A 13,700-nucleotide genomic window follows, 5' to 3' on the forward strand; every position below is an offset into this window, starting at 1 on the left:
GACCCCGACGGCGTTAAAGCCGACGGTTGATCGCGACGGCCACCAGTCCTGGTGCGGCAGCGCCGCGTTCCGTGCGAGACGAAACGTGTTCAAGATGAATGAGCGTCAGGCCCGCAGCTGCGATCAGGCCGCGCAGATGATCTTCGCTCTGCGCATAACGCAAGCCCGCGCCGAGAGCGACACCGTCGCCGTCATGGGTCTCGGCCGTGAAGGCGAGCAGCCCGTCTGGAACCAGCACGCGCGTAGCTTCTCGCAAAACCGGCGCAAGGTCGTGCAGATAGATCAGCACGTCGGCTGCGATGACCAGCTCGACACTGCTATCTGACCGGCGGCACAAACCCTCGACGATCTCGGCCACTTCAAGCTCGGCGTAAAGCCCGGTGGCATGAGCGCGCTCGATCATGCGCGGCGACAGGTCGATGCCAATGATGGCACCGGTGCAGGCGGCAAAAGCGCCGGCCGCCAGCCCGGTGCCGCAACCGAGATCGATGGCGCGGGGGAAGAGCATCGCCCTATCGGTCGCAGCGCATGCGGCACGCACGGCGCCCAACAGGACCGCTGGTCCGCGATAACCGAGCGTATCGACCAGCGCGGCGTCGAACTTGGGCGCGTATTGATCGAACAGCGCCGTCACGTAGGTCGCCGGCATGGCCGAGAGGTCGTCAGCGCCGAGCCGCATCAGCCGCAGGCCAGCACCGTTGCGATCACCGGGATCGCTGGCCTGCGCGCGGCGAAACGCGGCGATGGCGCCGGCGGTGTCACCCAGCTGCTCCCGAACCTCCCCGAGCACGAACCATGCGGTGGCAAAGCCCGGCGCCAAATCAGTGGCCTGCTCGAACAGATCGGCCGCCGCCACCAGATCGCCCTGTACCTGCAGGTCGCGCGCATAGTCGAAACGCCGGTCGGCGTTCATATCGCCGGATGACATGAACAAGCGCGCGGGCATGGTGGGAACCGATCGGAGGGCGGGGCGTTCGCAGGATGACTCGAACCAACCCAAGGCGGACCTATATAACCGAGATGCGTCCGCAAGACATCCTTATCCCGGTTCCCGCCGGCCTTTGCTGCAAACCGGGCGGCTTCCATATCGACCCGGTCAGACCGGTCGAGCGCGCCGTGATCACCCACGGCCATTCTGACCATGCCCGCCCCGGCCATGGCGCAGTGCTGGCGACGCAAGAGACTCTCGACATGATGCGGCTGCGCTATGGCGACAATTTCGCCGGCAGCACGCAGGCCATTGCCTATGGCGAGACGATCAAACTCGGCGACGTCACGGTGTCCTGCCACCCCGCCGGCCATGTGCTCGGCTCGGCGCAGATGGCGGTGACCTGCAAGGATATCTGCATCGTCGCCTCCGGCGATTACAAGGACGCCCGTGATCCGACCTGCACGCCGTTCGAGGCTGTGCCCTGCGACGTGTTCATCACCGAGGCAACGTTCGGACTTCCGGTGTTTCGTCATGGCAATGCCGCCGATGAAGTGAAGAAGCTGCTGGCCTCGGTCGCGCTGTTTCCGGAGCGTGCGCATCTGGTCGGCGCCTATTCGCTGGGAAAGGCGCAGCGGGTCATCAAGCTGATCCGTCAGGCCGGTTATGATGCGCCGATCTATCTGCATGGCGCGATGGAGAAGATCACACATTACTATCAGAGCCGCGGCATCGATCTCGGCGAACTGCGCCCGGTGAAAGGTGTCAAGAAAGCCGATCTCGCCGGCACCATCACGCTGGCGCCGCCGTCGGCCACATCGGATGTGTGGACGCGGCGCTTTCCCGATCCCGTCACCGCCTTCGCGTCCGGCTGGATGCGCGTGCGCGCCCGTGCGCGGCAACGCGGCGTCGAACTGCCGCTAGTGATTTCGGATCACGCCGATTGGGACGGCTTGATCGCAACAATCGGTGCGACCGGCGCCGGCGAAATCTGGGTGACTCATGGCCAGGAAGACGCGCTGGTGCATTGGTGCCAGAGCAAAGGCCTGACCGCGCGGCCTCTTGCGCTGATCGGCTATGGCGACGAGGAGGAAGAGACACTTCCGCCCGGCGAAAGCGCCGAAGCATGAACCGCTTCGCCGAACTGCTCGATCGCCTGGCCTACGAACCGGGCCGTAACAACAAGCTACGGCTGATCACGGGCTATTTCCGCGAAGTGTCCGATCCCCACCGCGGTTACGCGCTAGCGGCACTGACAGGTGCGCTGTCGTTCAAGCATGCGAAAGCTGGATTGATCCGCGACCTCATCGCATCGCGAACTGATCCGGTGTTGTTTGAACTCTCTTATGACTATGTCGGCGACCTCTCGGAAACGGTTGCGCTGATGTGGCCGAAGGCCCAGGACATCGCGCACAACAACCCGCCACCACCGACACTCACCGAAGTCGTCACCACACTCCGCACGCTCGGCAAGGCCGAATTGCCCGCACAACTCACCCGCTGGCTCGATGAACTCGACGAGACCGGGCGCTGGGCACTGCTGAAGCTCGTCACCGGCGCGATGCGGATTGGCGTTTCGGCGCGGCTGGCCAAGACCGCCGCCGCGGCGCTCGGCGACAAGGACCCGCATGACGTCGAGCTGATCTGGCCCGGCCTCGCGCCGCCCTATGGCGAGCTGTTCGCCTGGCTCGAAGGCCGCGCCGAGAAGCCGGTCAATCGCGATCCGGCGCCGTTCCGCCCGGTGATGCTCGCGCATGCCATCGAAGATTCCGACTTCGCCAATCTCGACGCGTCCGATTTCGTCGCGGAGTGGAAATGGGATGGCATCCGGATTCAGGCGGTCAGCGGCAAAGGCGATGACGACAGGATCGTCACGCGGCTCTATTCGCGAACCGGCGAGGACATCACCGGAAGCTTCCCGGACCTGACGCCATCGCTGCGTTTGCCCGGCGCGATCGATGGCGAGTTGCTGGTGCTGCGCGAGGGACGCGTGCAGTCATTCAACGTGCTGCAACAACGGCTCAACCGGAAAAGCGTGACGCCGAAGCTGATGAAGGAATATCCCATTCATCTGCGCGCCTATGACCTGCTTGGCGATGGCGAGACGGATTTGCGCGAACTGCCATTCGAACAGCGACGAACCAAACTGGAAAGATTCATCGCGGAGCTCGATGACGACAGGATCGATCTGTCCGACCAGATCCCGTTCGCAACATGGGATGCCCTCACCGCCGCGCGCGCCGATCCTGTCAGTGCCGGAGCCGGCGAAGATGCCGATGCCGTCGAAGGCGTGATGCTGAAGCGGCGCGATTCCGCCTATCTCCCGGGACGACCGAAAGGCCAGTGGTGGAAGTGGAAGCGCGACCCGCACGTCATCGACGCCGTGCTGATGTATGCACAGCGCGGCCACGGCAAGCGCTCGTCCTATTATTCGGATTACACCTTCGGCGTCTGGGCCGCAGGCGAGAGCGGCGACCAGCTGGTACCGGTCGGCAAGGCCTATTTCGGCTTCACCGACGAGGAGCTGTTGCAAATCGACCGCTTCGTCCGCCGCAACACCACCGAAAAGTTCGGCCCGGTCCGCCACGTCACCCACGAACCTGACAAGGGGCTGGTGCTGGAAGTTGCCTTTGAAGGGCTGGCGCGCTCGCCCCGGCACAAGTCGGGGGTCGCAATGCGGTTTCCCCGCATCAGCCGGCTGCGCTGGGACAAGCCGCCACGTGAGGCCGACCGGCTGGAGACGCTGGAGCGCATGCTGCAGGCGGAGACCACAATTGCGCCGCCCGAGCCTGCGACGCCTTGACGGTCCATACTTGACGAACGGGCCGGGTTCCCCATTTGCGTGGGACCACCTATGATCAGCGCGCGATTTGCGCGCAGGAGACCATGATGCAGCCAAATGAGACCCGGGACTTGCCGGCCAACAATGACGGCCTGGCGCGCTTCCTCGGCGGTTCGCCACTGGCGGTACTCGGCCGGCTGATCCTGCTGTCGATCCTGGTCGGCGTCGTTCTCGCCGCCATCGGCTTCGATCCGTGGAACATCGTCACCAGCATCCGCCGCCTGTTCCAGTGGGTCTATGACCTCGGCTTCGATGCCATCAATGGCCTCTGGCGCTACTTCCTGCTCGGCGCCGTGATCGTCGTGCCGATCTGGCTGATCATGCGGCTGTTCAGCGCCCCCCGCGGCCGCTGAGACGCGCATCATCCGCTTCAGGCTGCATTGATGTCGTCGGGATTGTCCGTCACCAACAGGCGCGTCTTTGCCATTGCCGGCCCGGCCATGCTGGCCAATCTGACGACGCCTCTGATCGGCATCGTCTCGACCGCGGCAATCGGCAGGCTTGGCGACCCGCACCTGCTCGGCGGTGTGGCTTTGGCCTCCGTGGCATTCGACTGCATTTTCTGGCTGTTCGGATTTCTGCGCATGGCGACGGTTGCCTTCACCGCACAGGCGCTTGGCGCCGGTGACCGGATCGAGGTGCGCGCTATCCTGCTGCGCGCGTTGATGCTCGGAGCGGCGATCGGGCTGACGCTGATTATCTTGCGGACACCGCTGGCGGCGCTGGTGTTCAGCATCATGGGCGGCAGCGACGCCGTCACATCCGCCGCACGCCAGTATTTCTTCATCCGACTCTGGTCCGCGCCGCTGATGCTCGGCAACTATGTCATTCTCGGCTGGCTGGTCGGCCAGGCGCGCACCGGGATCGCTCTGGCACTGCAGGTCGGCATCAATCTCGCCAACATGGCACTCACCTCCCTGCTGGTCCTGCAATTCGACTTTGGCGTCAGCGGCGCAGCACTGGCCACGGTGATCGCGGAAACCGCGGGCTTTCTCGCCGGCCTCATCGCCATGTGGAAAATCCTGGGCGGCCGCATCGATGTGCCGCGCGCGATCCTGTTCGACCGCATCCGGCTACTACGGTTGTTCGCAGTCAATCGCGACATCATGATCCGTACGGCAGCACTGATTGCTGCATTTCTCTTCTTCACGGCGCAGGGCGCCCGTGCAGGCGACCTGACCCTGGCTGCCAATGCAGTGCTCAACAACTTCGTCATGATCGGCTCGTTCTTCCTCGACGGCATCGCCACCGCCGCCGAGCAGCTCTGCGGTCAGGGCACCGGCGCTCGCGACCGCAAGCAATTTTCCCGGGCCGTAAAGCTCGTCCTGATCTGGAGCACGGCATTCGGCATCGCTGTCACGTTGCTATTCGTGCTGTTCGGCGGCGCGCTGATCGATTTCATCACCACCAGCCCCGAAGTTCGGCTCGCTGCGCGGAATTACATGCTGCTGGCAGCGCTGGCGCCCGCCTGTGGCGTCCTCGCTTACGCCTATGACGGCATCTATATCGGCGCATCGTGGGCGCGCGACATGCGCAACCTGATGCTGCTGGCGTTAGCGATTTACATCGCCGCATGGTTCGCACTGGCCAGCCTTGGCAATACCGGACTATGGCTCGCGTTTCTGGTGTTCATGCTGTCGCGCGGCGCTTTGCAAGCGCTGCGTCATCCAGCCCTGCTGCGACAGTCGTTTCCGCAGCAGGCCTGGCTTACGCCGGCCAGTCTTCCGCTGTGATCGTCGCCGCATCGGCGCCGACGATTTCCGACAGTGAATCACGGCCGGTGCGCAGCAGCGTCGAGGACAGGTCGGCCTTGATGCTGTCGACAAGGCCGACGCCTTTATAGACCAGCGCCGAATAGAGCTGGATCAGGCTCGCACCCGCGCGAATCTTGGTGAGCGCCGCACCGCCGCTGTCGATGCCGCCGGCGCCGATCAGCGGAAATGCACCTTCGACACGCACGAAGGTCTCCGCCACCATGCGGGTAGACAGCCTGAACAAGGGCCGCCCGGACAATCCGCCCTGCTCTTTCGAGCGTGCCTGTTCGCGCAAGGTCGAGGGACGGCCGATAGTGGTGTTCGCGACGATCATGCCATCGACGCCGCGCGAGCGCGCGACATGGACGACATCGTCGAGGTCGGCGAGGCTGAGATCGGGCGCGATCTTCAGCAACACCGGAGAATCTCCCGCATTCTTGCGAACGCGCTCACGCGCATCGATCACCCGCGCCAGCAGATCGTCGAGTTCGGCGGCCTGCTGCAGATTGCGCAGGCCCGGCGTGTTCGGCGATGACACGTTGACGGTGAAATAGCTCGCCACCGGCGCAAAGGTCTCGATCAGCCGCACATAATCCTGCGTGCGATCGGGCGAATCCTTGTTGGCGCCGACGTTGACGCCGACGATACCGCCATTCTGCGCACGTGCAGCCAGCCGACGCAGCACGACCTCCGCACCGTCATTGTTGAATCCGAGCCGGTTGATGACCGCCTCGTCACGCTCCAGCCGAAAGATGCGCGGGCGTGGGTTGCCGGATTGCGGCTTCGGCGTCACCGAGCCGATCTCGGCGAAGCCGAAGCCGAGACGGAGCAGCGCGTCCGGCACCTCGGCATTCTTGTCGAAGCCGGCGGCGATCCCCACCGGATTGGGGAAGTTCAGACCAAATGCACGGACCGCGAGTTTTGGATCATCCGGCCGCGGGCGGGCGTAAGGCAGCATGCGCAACCCACGGATCGCGAGGCGGTGCGCGTCTTCGGCGTCGAGCATGCGCAGCATCGGCAGGGAAAAGGCATCGAAAGCGCGGATCACGATTTGAGCTCCGGAATGTCGTGGTTGCCGTCGGAGCGCGCACGCAGATCCAGGACGGCCGTGACGGCGCCGAGATCGAGTTCGCCGTAGAGATGCGGGAACAGATCGCCACCGCGGGATGGCTCCCAGCGCAGGTCGTCACCGAGTGCGTCTGCGTCCACAGCGACCAGAAACAGGCCGGTCTGGCCGAAATAATACTTCCGGAGCGTCTCGGGGAGCTGTGCCGCGGTCGAGAAGTGGATGAAGCCGTCCCGGGCATCATCGGCACTGCCGCGATAGGTGCCCTGGCGCTCGGCCTCGCGCCAGCTCGAGGCCGGACAGATTTTATAGATGGTGCGCAACCGCCCAGACTTCCTGGTTGTTTTCGATGTGGTGTGGACGCCCAGTCGCGGGATTCGGTGGCTGGAGCCGACAGTCGACCGTATCGGCGCCCCCCCTCCACTTCAAGGCTGCACATTTTTTTCAAATGCCTGTTGCGAAATCCGTGCATTCACGGCAATAATTCCTAGATTTCGCCACGATTCACCGCCCCGCAGAAATCCGGGCCAAGGGACCGAAACCGATGATGCTCTCGCACGCCCAGATCTGGAACGCCCTCGACCGCCTCGCAGAGCGCAACGGCATGTCACCCTCCGGCCTTGCGAAGAAGGCGGGGCTCGACGCCACGACCTTCAACAAATCCAAGCGCATCACCAACGACGGCCGCGAACGCTGGCCGTCGACGGAGTCGGTCTCGAAGGCGCTAACCGCAACCGGCGTGACCATCGACAGCTTCGTTACGCTGATCGAAGGCACCAAGCGCATCGTGCAGTCGGTGCCGCTGCTCGGCTTCGCACAGGCCGGCCATGGCGGTTACTTCGACGACGCGGGTTTTCCCGCCGGCAGCAAGGGCTGGGACGAAGTGGGCCTGCCGTCGGTGAATGACGAGCACGCTTATGCGCTGAAGATCTCTGGCGACTCGATGAAGCCCGCTTATCGCGACGGCGACATCATCGTCGTCTCGCCTGAAGCGCAGATCCGCAAAGGCGACCGCGTCGTGGTCAAGACCAAGGACGGCGAGGTGATGGCGAAGGAATTGAAGCGCCGAACCACGAAGATCATCGAGCTGCAGTCGCTCAATCCGAACCATGTCGACCGCAGCTTTCCGGCCGCCGACATCGCCTGGATCGCGCGCATCGTCTGGGCGAGCCAGTAACCGAACACACTCTGGACTGGCGTCCGGTCACCGAATGATCTATGCGAGTTCCCTATCCGAAACTCGCAACCTTCGGTGGCGCCATGAAAACCAGAACAATCGTTGCCGGCGCGATCGCGCTGGCCCTCGTTAGCGCAGGTTCTCTCGCACATGCGAAGCCCATGACCTGCGCGGTCGTCACGACAAAGCAGATCGAAGCGCTATTCGACCGCTGGAATGCCTCGCTCGCAACGCTCGACCCCGCCAAGGTCACCGCCAATTACGCCTCGGACGCGGTGCTGCTGCCGACGGTGTCGAACACGCCGCGCACCGACAGCGCGTCGATCCAGAGCTACTTCGTGGATTTCCTGAAGAAACACCCACAAGGCAAGATCGACACGCGGACCGTCAAGATCGGCTGCAACATGGCATCCGACGTCGGCACCTACACCTTCACGCTGTCCGGCAAGTCCCCCAGCGATACGCAAATCGTCAAGGCCCGCTACAGCTATGTCTATGTCTACCGCGACAAGAAATGGCTGATCGCGCACCACCACTCGTCGGCAATGCCGGAGCCTGTCACGTCAGCGGCACCGACAGCAGCGCCGAAATAGGCATCAAGAAAAAGGCGCGCTCCATCAGGAAGCGCGCCTTTGACGTTTCGCAGGGCGTGAGCCTCAGGCCGAGCGCGCCAGCGCGCCGTCGATCATGTTGATCGCATTCTGCACGCCATAGACCGCGACGAAGGACCCGAAGCGCGGGCCCTTCTCCTGGCCGAGCAGCACCTGGTACAGCATGTTGAACCAGTCGAGCGAGACGCCGGGCCGGCCATCCTTGGCGAGCTTCTTGTGATCAAGGAACGGCTCGCGGCGACCGATCTCATAGACCGCGTTCTGGATGTCTTCCGGCGTGGCCTCCGCCGGCAGTTGCGAGAGCGCATCGCGCAGATCCTGCAGCGCCACGCGCTCGACATCAGTGGGCTCGCGGAACGTCTTGGTCGGCGCCACAAAGTCCCGATAGTAGTTGATGGCATAGCCGACCATCGCGTCGAGCCGCGGATGCGTCGCCGCGGAGACGCCCGGCCGATAACGCCGGATGAAGCCCCACAGGGTCTCGGCATTCTCGGCATTCGACGACGACACCAGCGTCAGCAGGAGCTGGAACGTGACCGGCATGTCCGCCACCGGCGGATCGCCGGCATGGATGTGCCAGGCCGGATTGGACAGCCGCTGCTTGGGATCCTGCTTCACATAGCCTTCGACGAATTGCTGGTACTCGTCGACATTGCGCGGAATCACGTCGAAGAACAGCCGCTTGGCCGCCTTCGGCTCGCGATACATGAACAGCGACAGCGATTCCGGCGAGGCATAGCGCAGCCATTCGTCGATGGTCAGGCCGTTGCCCTTCGACTTCGAGATCTTGCCGCCCTTGTCGTCGAGGAAGAGCTCATAGTTGAAACCTTCCGGCGGTGTCCCGCCGAGCGCCGCGCAGATCTTGCCCGACAGCTTCACAGAGTCGATGAGATCCTTGCCGGCCATTTCATAGTCGATGCCGAGCGCCGCCCAGCGCATCGCCCAGTCGGCCTTCCACTGGCACTTCACATTGCCGCCGGTGACCGGCGTCGTGACTTCTTCGTTAGTGTCAGGATCGACATAGGTGATGGTGCCGGCGGCAACGTCGCGGCGAATCATCGGCACTTGCAACACGACGCCAGTGGTCTTGCTAATGGGAAGGAACGGCGAATAGGTCGCGCGGCGATCCGGGCCGAGGGTCGGCAGGATGATGTCCATGACCTTGTCATAGACTGCGAGCATCTTCAGCAGCGTCGCATCGAACCGGCCGGATGTGTAGTAGTCAGTCGACGAGGCGAACTCGTAGTCGAAGCCGAACTGATCCAGGAAGACGCGCAGCCGTGCATTGTTGGCCGCGCCGAAGGACGGATATTCGTTCGAGAACGGATCCGGCACGCGAGTCAGTGGCTTGCCGAGATGCGCGGCCAGCATGTCCTTGTTCGGCACATTGTCCGGCACCTTGCGCAGGCCGTCCATGTCGTCCGAGAAGGCAATCAGCCGGGTCTTGATCTTGTCCTCGGTGAGTACGCGGAAGGCGTGGCGCACCATGGTGGTGCGCGCGACTTCGCCGAAGGTGCCGATATGCGGCAGGCCCGACGGGCCGTAGCCGGTCTCGAACAGCACTTCATCTTTCGGCGTTTTCTTCAGACGTGCCACCAGCGCCTTCGCCTGCTCAAACGGCCAGGCGTTGGAAGTCTCGGCGAGCGCGCGCAACTCGCTCGGGCTCATGGTGGGGTCTAGCGTGGACATCGTATTTTGGGCCTCCGGGCCGCGGAACCTAGCGGCTCCGCACCGAAATGCCAAACCGCGGGATGAGAAAATTCAGAAAGGGCTGACCGAGAAATAACGCAGCCACAAATCGGTGTAGCGGCCTTTCTCCCAGACCCGGAACAGGGCCCAGTTCAGCGCCTGGCGCAGCGTGTCGTTGCCTTTGCGGACGGCAATGCCGATGCCTTCACCGAAAAAACGGCTCTCGATGAAGGGCCCGCCGCTGAAGGCGCAACAATCGCCGGAATCGCTGCCATTGATCCAGAAGGCGAACGAGATCGCATCGCCGAAGATGAAATCGACCTCGCTGCGTTTCAGCGCCTGGCGTAGCGCATCGTCGCTTGGGAAAGGCACCAGCACCGCATCTGTGAACATCGCCTTCAGATAGGCCTCATGGGTCGAGCCCGCGATCACGCCGACCTTCTTGCCTTCGAGATATTCCGGGCGGATCTCCGGCATCACCGCATTCTTGCGGGCCACGAAGCGCGCCGGCGCACGGTAATAGGGATCGGTGAAATCGACACGGGCGCGAATCTGCGGCGTCACCGCCATGGAGGCGATGATCGCGTCGCCCCGGTTGCTGGAAATGGCATCGAGCAACGTCTCGAAGCGGCGCATCTGTACGGTGCAAGTGACCTTAATTTCCTCGCAGAGAAGACGCGCGAGATCGACGTTGAAGCCCGCCGGATTGCCGTCGGGGCCGGTGAAGTTGAACGGCGGGTAGTCGGTCTCGGTCAGGAAGCGGATCACGGTGATGCGCGACAGGTCCGGCCGGTCCGGACGGCGACGCGGATCCCAGAAGCCCGGCACGGCCTGCGGACCGGGCTGGCTCACAGCCGGAGCCGACGTCTGCGCCGAAGCCGGTGCGGCCGAAAACAGCGACATCCATGCGGCCAGCAGAGCGCCAAGGGTCAGCGCAGTTGCGCGACACCTCATCAGCGGTATTTGGTTGCGGGAATTAACCATCTGTGGTTGCATAGGATGCTTCCGGATCGCGGTCTTATAGACCATCCGGCGCGAGACGCGAGTAGCGTTTGTGGTGTGAGGGCGTTGCATGGGGGTGCAGCAATCTTCCCGGGGTCATCGGCCGCGCATTTCGCGCCAGCCGACCGCCGCGCTACGCTCTCCTCCTCTGCCGATCGGCAGGATGACCTCCTTCCCCATGCCGGAGCGAGACGGGTCGGACCGGCGCGCGGAACCAGCCAGCGAACTCGACTGCCTGCGCGGCATACTCCCGGTCCCGCTTCTGCACGCCGCGGAGCGACGGAGCCGCGAGCTCAATCTGGGCGCCGATCAGATCCTGATCCAATGGGGCGTCATCACCGAGGAGACGTATGTCGCGCATCTGGCCCGCCACCTTGGCGTCGGCTTCGACGATCTCTCGACAGTCGGGCGCGCTCACTGCCCCTTGGCGGATGCTGACCTTCCGGGAATCGCAGAGTTCGGCATCCTGCCCGTCCAGGAGGGTGACACACTCAACTGGATCGTCACGCCGCGTGCCTTTACAGCACGACGCCTGACGGGCTTCTCCACCACATATCCATCACTTATCGCGCGCGTTCGACTGACCACGCGGCGTCACCTGCATCAATATCTGACCGAGCAGACCGGCGACGCGCTTTCGCATATCGCCGCCGAAGGCCTGCTGCAGAAGCAACCTGCCATGTCGGCCAAGTCGGCCATCGGTTGGCGCAAAGGATTGCAGCCAGCGATTCTGCTGCTGGTATGCGCGGTTCTCGCGCTTCTGCATCCGGCGCTGACGATGGATCTGATCGGCGGCCTGGCGGCGATCTGGTTTCTCGCCTTTTCGCTTCTCAGGTTGACTTGCGTGCTGGTGCCGCCGCAGCCGGAGCAACGGTTTCCGCACTTGCGCGACGATCAACTGCCAATCTACTCGGTGGTCGTCGCGCTCTATCGCGAGGAAGCGTCCGTTCCGGGTCTGTTGCGATCCCTGCAAAGGCTCGACTATCCCTCCGAAAAACTCGACATCATTCTGGTGCTCGAGCCCGACGATCTGCGGACCCGCGCGGCGGTTGCCAGAGCCCGGCCGGGGCCGCAGGTTCAAGTTCTGATCGCACAGGCGACGGGTCCGAAAACCAAGCCGAAGGCGCTGAATATTGCACTTCCCTTCGTGCGCGGCAGCTTTCTGACGGTGTTCGATGCCGAAGACGATCCCGACCCCGGCCAATTGCGCGCCGCGCTCGGCATGTTTCGCCAGCACAACGACGACGTCGCCTGCGTTCAGGCTGGGCTGCATTTCGACAATCTGACGCACAGCCTGCTGTCGCGCATGGCAGCAGTCGAATATGCCGGGCTGTTCGCGGTCTTCCTGCCCGGGCTGGTCGCATTGGGCATGCCACTGCCCCTTGGCGGCACCTCCAATCATTTCCGCACGGACACCTTGCGCCGCATCGGCGGCTGGGACGCCTATAACGTCACGGAAGATGCCGACCTCGGGATCCGCCTGGCGCGGCTGGGCTATCGCTCGGTGACCATTCCATCGGTCACGCTTGAGGAAGCACCGATCGCGTTCGGCGCGTGGCTGCGACAACGCTCACGCTGGATGAAGGGCTGGATGCAGACCTGGGCCGTGCATATGCGCGATCCCCGAAAACTGTGGGACCAAGCCGGCGCGCGGGGATTCCTCGCACTCAACATCGTCTTCGGCGGCAATATCCTGACGTCGCTGGCCTTTGCGGTGCTGGTCGTCAAACTTATCGCCTGCCTGCTGCTTGCCGATAGCACCCTGCTGCTTGGCGACCGGCTGTCGTCACTGCACGCGCTGGCCATCGCCTGCGGCTTCATCGCGACCTGCGTCCTGGGCCTTACCGGCCTGATGCGCCGTGGCCGCCTGCGCGATGGCTGGATCCTGGCCCTGACGCCGATTTATTGGGGATGTCTCTCGATCGCGACCTGGCGCGCCCTGTGGCAATTCTGGACCCGGCGCCATCACTGGGAAAAGACCGAGCACGGCCTCGTGCATCGGACCGGAACGATGGCAGCGAGCCGCGGTCGACCTCAGAGATAGCGCTTGAGATCCGTGGCCGCTTCTTCCGGCTTGCGCTTGAGGTTGAACGGCGCGACGAAATTGCCGTCCTTGTCCATCAGATAGATCAGCGCGGTGTGATCCATCGTATAGTCACCGTCCTTGGTCGGCACCTTCTTGGCATAGACGCGGTAGCCGGAAATCACCTTCGCCACCGCATCAGGCGTGCCGGTCAAACCCTTCAGGTGCGGATCGAAGCTCGACAGATATTCCTTCATGATCGGTGCCGTATCGCGCTCGGGATCGACCGAGACGAAATAGGTATTGATACGATCGGCGTCCTTGCCCATCGCGCGCAGCACTTCCGACATTTCGAACAGCGAGGTCGGGCAGATGTCCGGGCAATGGGTGAAGCCGAAGAAGACCAGCGTCGGCTTGCCCTTCAGGCTCTGCTCGGTGACGGTCTGGCCGGACTGATCAGTGAGCTGGAACGAACCGCCAATCGAGGCAGGTGCAGCGACATTGCGGAAACCGCCCGTCAGCCACAGCACGACCAGCAGTCCCGCCGCGAGGCTGCCGGCGAAGGCAGCAATAATGACCAGCGGCCGGGTGGTTCGATCAGTCATGGA

13 protein-coding genes are annotated in these 13,700 nt (G+C 63.6%); 7 read left to right on the forward strand and 6 right to left on the reverse strand.

The genetic code is table 11. The features are described 5' to 3' along the window. Positions 1 to 13 precede the first annotated feature (13 nt). A complete protein-coding gene (locus AC1DUY_RS18110) occupies positions 14 to 946 on the reverse strand; it encodes a class I SAM-dependent methyltransferase (protein ID WP_478116031.1) in 933 nt (310 codons plus the stop codon). Positions 947 to 1,020: 74 nt separating this feature from the next. On the opposite strand from AC1DUY_RS18110, the gene AC1DUY_RS18115 reads away from it, so the two are divergent. The 4 genes from AC1DUY_RS18115 to AC1DUY_RS18130 all read left to right on the forward strand — a co-directional run bounded on the left by AC1DUY_RS18115 (position 1,021) and on the right by AC1DUY_RS18130 (position 5,503). Then, entirely contained in the window at positions 1,021 to 2,058 is a 1,038-nt protein-coding gene (locus tag AC1DUY_RS18115) for a ligase-associated DNA damage response exonuclease (RefSeq protein ID WP_478116331.1), read from the forward strand. Further along, positions 2,055 to 3,731 (forward strand): ATP-dependent DNA ligase, encoded by a 1,677-nt coding sequence (locus AC1DUY_RS18120; protein WP_478116033.1) that lies wholly within the window; start codon positions 2,055 to 2,057, stop codon positions 3,729 to 3,731. Before AC1DUY_RS18115 ends, AC1DUY_RS18120 begins: the two co-directional genes overlap by 4 nt. 86 nt (positions 3,732 to 3,817) lie before the next feature. Next, positions 3,818 to 4,123 (forward strand): DUF6460 domain-containing protein, encoded by a 306-nt coding sequence (locus AC1DUY_RS18125; RefSeq protein WP_068737958.1) that lies wholly within the window; start codon positions 3,818 to 3,820, stop codon positions 4,121 to 4,123. Between the two features lie 30 nt (positions 4,124 to 4,153). Then, positions 4,154 to 5,503, forward strand: a complete 1,350-nt coding sequence (locus AC1DUY_RS18130) for an MATE family efflux transporter (protein WP_309940644.1) — start codon at positions 4,154 to 4,156, stop codon at positions 5,501 to 5,503. Here the strand turns inward: AC1DUY_RS18130 and AC1DUY_RS18135 are convergent. Next, complete coding sequence (locus AC1DUY_RS18135) at positions 5,478 to 6,572, reverse strand: quinone-dependent dihydroorotate dehydrogenase (RefSeq protein WP_175365900.1); 1,095 nt, start codon at positions 6,570 to 6,572, stop codon at positions 5,478 to 5,480. The two genes, AC1DUY_RS18130 and AC1DUY_RS18135, sit on opposite strands and share 26 nt — an antisense overlap. Next, positions 6,569 to 6,913 carry a DUF952 domain-containing protein gene (locus tag AC1DUY_RS18140; protein WP_175365899.1) on the reverse strand — a complete coding sequence of 115 codons (345 nt, stop codon included), beginning with the start codon at positions 6,911 to 6,913 and terminating at the stop codon, positions 6,569 to 6,571. The genes AC1DUY_RS18135 and AC1DUY_RS18140 overlap by 4 nt, the downstream gene beginning before the upstream one ends. Before the next feature lie 224 nt (positions 6,914 to 7,137). Between AC1DUY_RS18140 and AC1DUY_RS18145 the strand changes: the two genes are divergently transcribed. Beyond that, positions 7,138 to 7,767: a S24 family peptidase gene (locus AC1DUY_RS18145; protein WP_089266927.1), complete on the forward strand. Its 630-nt coding sequence runs from the start codon at positions 7,138 to 7,140 to the stop codon at positions 7,765 to 7,767. Between the two features lie 83 nt (positions 7,768 to 7,850). Next, positions 7,851 to 8,360: an SgcJ/EcaC family oxidoreductase gene (locus AC1DUY_RS18150; protein WP_309940652.1), complete on the forward strand. Its 510-nt coding sequence runs from the start codon at positions 7,851 to 7,853 to the stop codon at positions 8,358 to 8,360. 63 nt (positions 8,361 to 8,423) lie between these two features. On the opposite strand, the gene AC1DUY_RS18155 is transcribed toward AC1DUY_RS18150, so the two are convergent. Together AC1DUY_RS18155 and AC1DUY_RS18160 are read right to left on the reverse strand one after the other, a co-directional pair. Beyond that, positions 8,424 to 10,067, reverse strand: a complete 1,644-nt coding sequence (locus tag AC1DUY_RS18155) for a lysine--tRNA ligase (protein ID WP_478116037.1) — start codon at positions 10,065 to 10,067, stop codon at positions 8,424 to 8,426. A gap of 72 nt (positions 10,068 to 10,139) precedes the next feature. Continuing rightward, positions 10,140 to 11,051 carry a transporter substrate-binding domain-containing protein gene (locus tag AC1DUY_RS18160; RefSeq protein ID WP_478116334.1) on the reverse strand — a complete coding sequence of 304 codons (912 nt, stop codon included), beginning with the start codon at positions 11,049 to 11,051 and terminating at the stop codon, positions 10,140 to 10,142. Between the two features lie 181 nt (positions 11,052 to 11,232). Here AC1DUY_RS18160 and AC1DUY_RS18165 point away from each other — a divergent pair, with 181 nt between their 5' ends. After that, positions 11,233 to 13,113: a glycosyltransferase gene (locus AC1DUY_RS18165; protein WP_478116039.1), complete on the forward strand. Its 1,881-nt coding sequence runs from the start codon at positions 11,233 to 11,235 to the stop codon at positions 13,111 to 13,113. Here the strand turns inward: AC1DUY_RS18165 and AC1DUY_RS18170 are convergent. Further along, positions 13,104 to 13,697: an SCO family protein gene (locus AC1DUY_RS18170; protein WP_320446394.1), complete on the reverse strand. Its 594-nt coding sequence runs from the start codon at positions 13,695 to 13,697 to the stop codon at positions 13,104 to 13,106. The genes AC1DUY_RS18165 and AC1DUY_RS18170 overlap by 10 nt on opposite strands. Positions 13,698 to 13,700: the final 3 nt, after the last annotated feature.

It is taken from the genome of Tardiphaga sp. P4_G1, assembly GCF_056401215.1.

Bases quoted from the DNA above. Each gene is read 5' to 3' on its own strand.
- AC1DUY_RS18115 (WP_478116331.1), top strand. From the start codon at position 1,021: ATGCGTCCGCAAGACATCCTTATCCCGGTTCCCGCCGGCCTTTGCTGC.
- AC1DUY_RS18125 (WP_068737958.1), top strand. From the start codon at position 3,818: ATGCAGCCAAATGAGACCCGGGACTTGCCGGCCAACAATGACGGCCTG.
- AC1DUY_RS18155 (WP_478116037.1), bottom strand. From the start codon at position 10,067: ATGTCCACGCTAGACCCCACCATGAGCCCGAGCGAGTTGCGCGCGCTC.
- AC1DUY_RS18110 (WP_478116031.1), bottom strand. From the start codon at position 946: ATGCCCGCGCGCTTGTTCATGTCATCCGGCGATATGAACGCCGACCGG.
- AC1DUY_RS18160 (WP_478116334.1), bottom strand. From the start codon at position 11,051: ATGGTTAATTCCCGCAACCAAATACCGCTGATGAGGTGTCGCGCAACT.
- AC1DUY_RS18170 (WP_320446394.1), bottom strand. From the start codon at position 13,697: ATGACTGATCGAACCACCCGGCCGCTGGTCATTATTGCTGCCTTCGCC.
- AC1DUY_RS18165 (WP_478116039.1), top strand. From the start codon at position 11,233: ATGACCTCCTTCCCCATGCCGGAGCGAGACGGGTCGGACCGGCGCGCG.
- AC1DUY_RS18145 (WP_089266927.1), top strand. From the start codon at position 7,138: ATGCTCTCGCACGCCCAGATCTGGAACGCCCTCGACCGCCTCGCAGAG.
- AC1DUY_RS18150 (WP_309940652.1), top strand. From the start codon at position 7,851: ATGAAAACCAGAACAATCGTTGCCGGCGCGATCGCGCTGGCCCTCGTT.
- AC1DUY_RS18120 (WP_478116033.1), top strand. From the start codon at position 2,055: ATGAACCGCTTCGCCGAACTGCTCGATCGCCTGGCCTACGAACCGGGC.
- AC1DUY_RS18130 (WP_309940644.1), top strand. From the start codon at position 4,154: ATGTCGTCGGGATTGTCCGTCACCAACAGGCGCGTCTTTGCCATTGCC.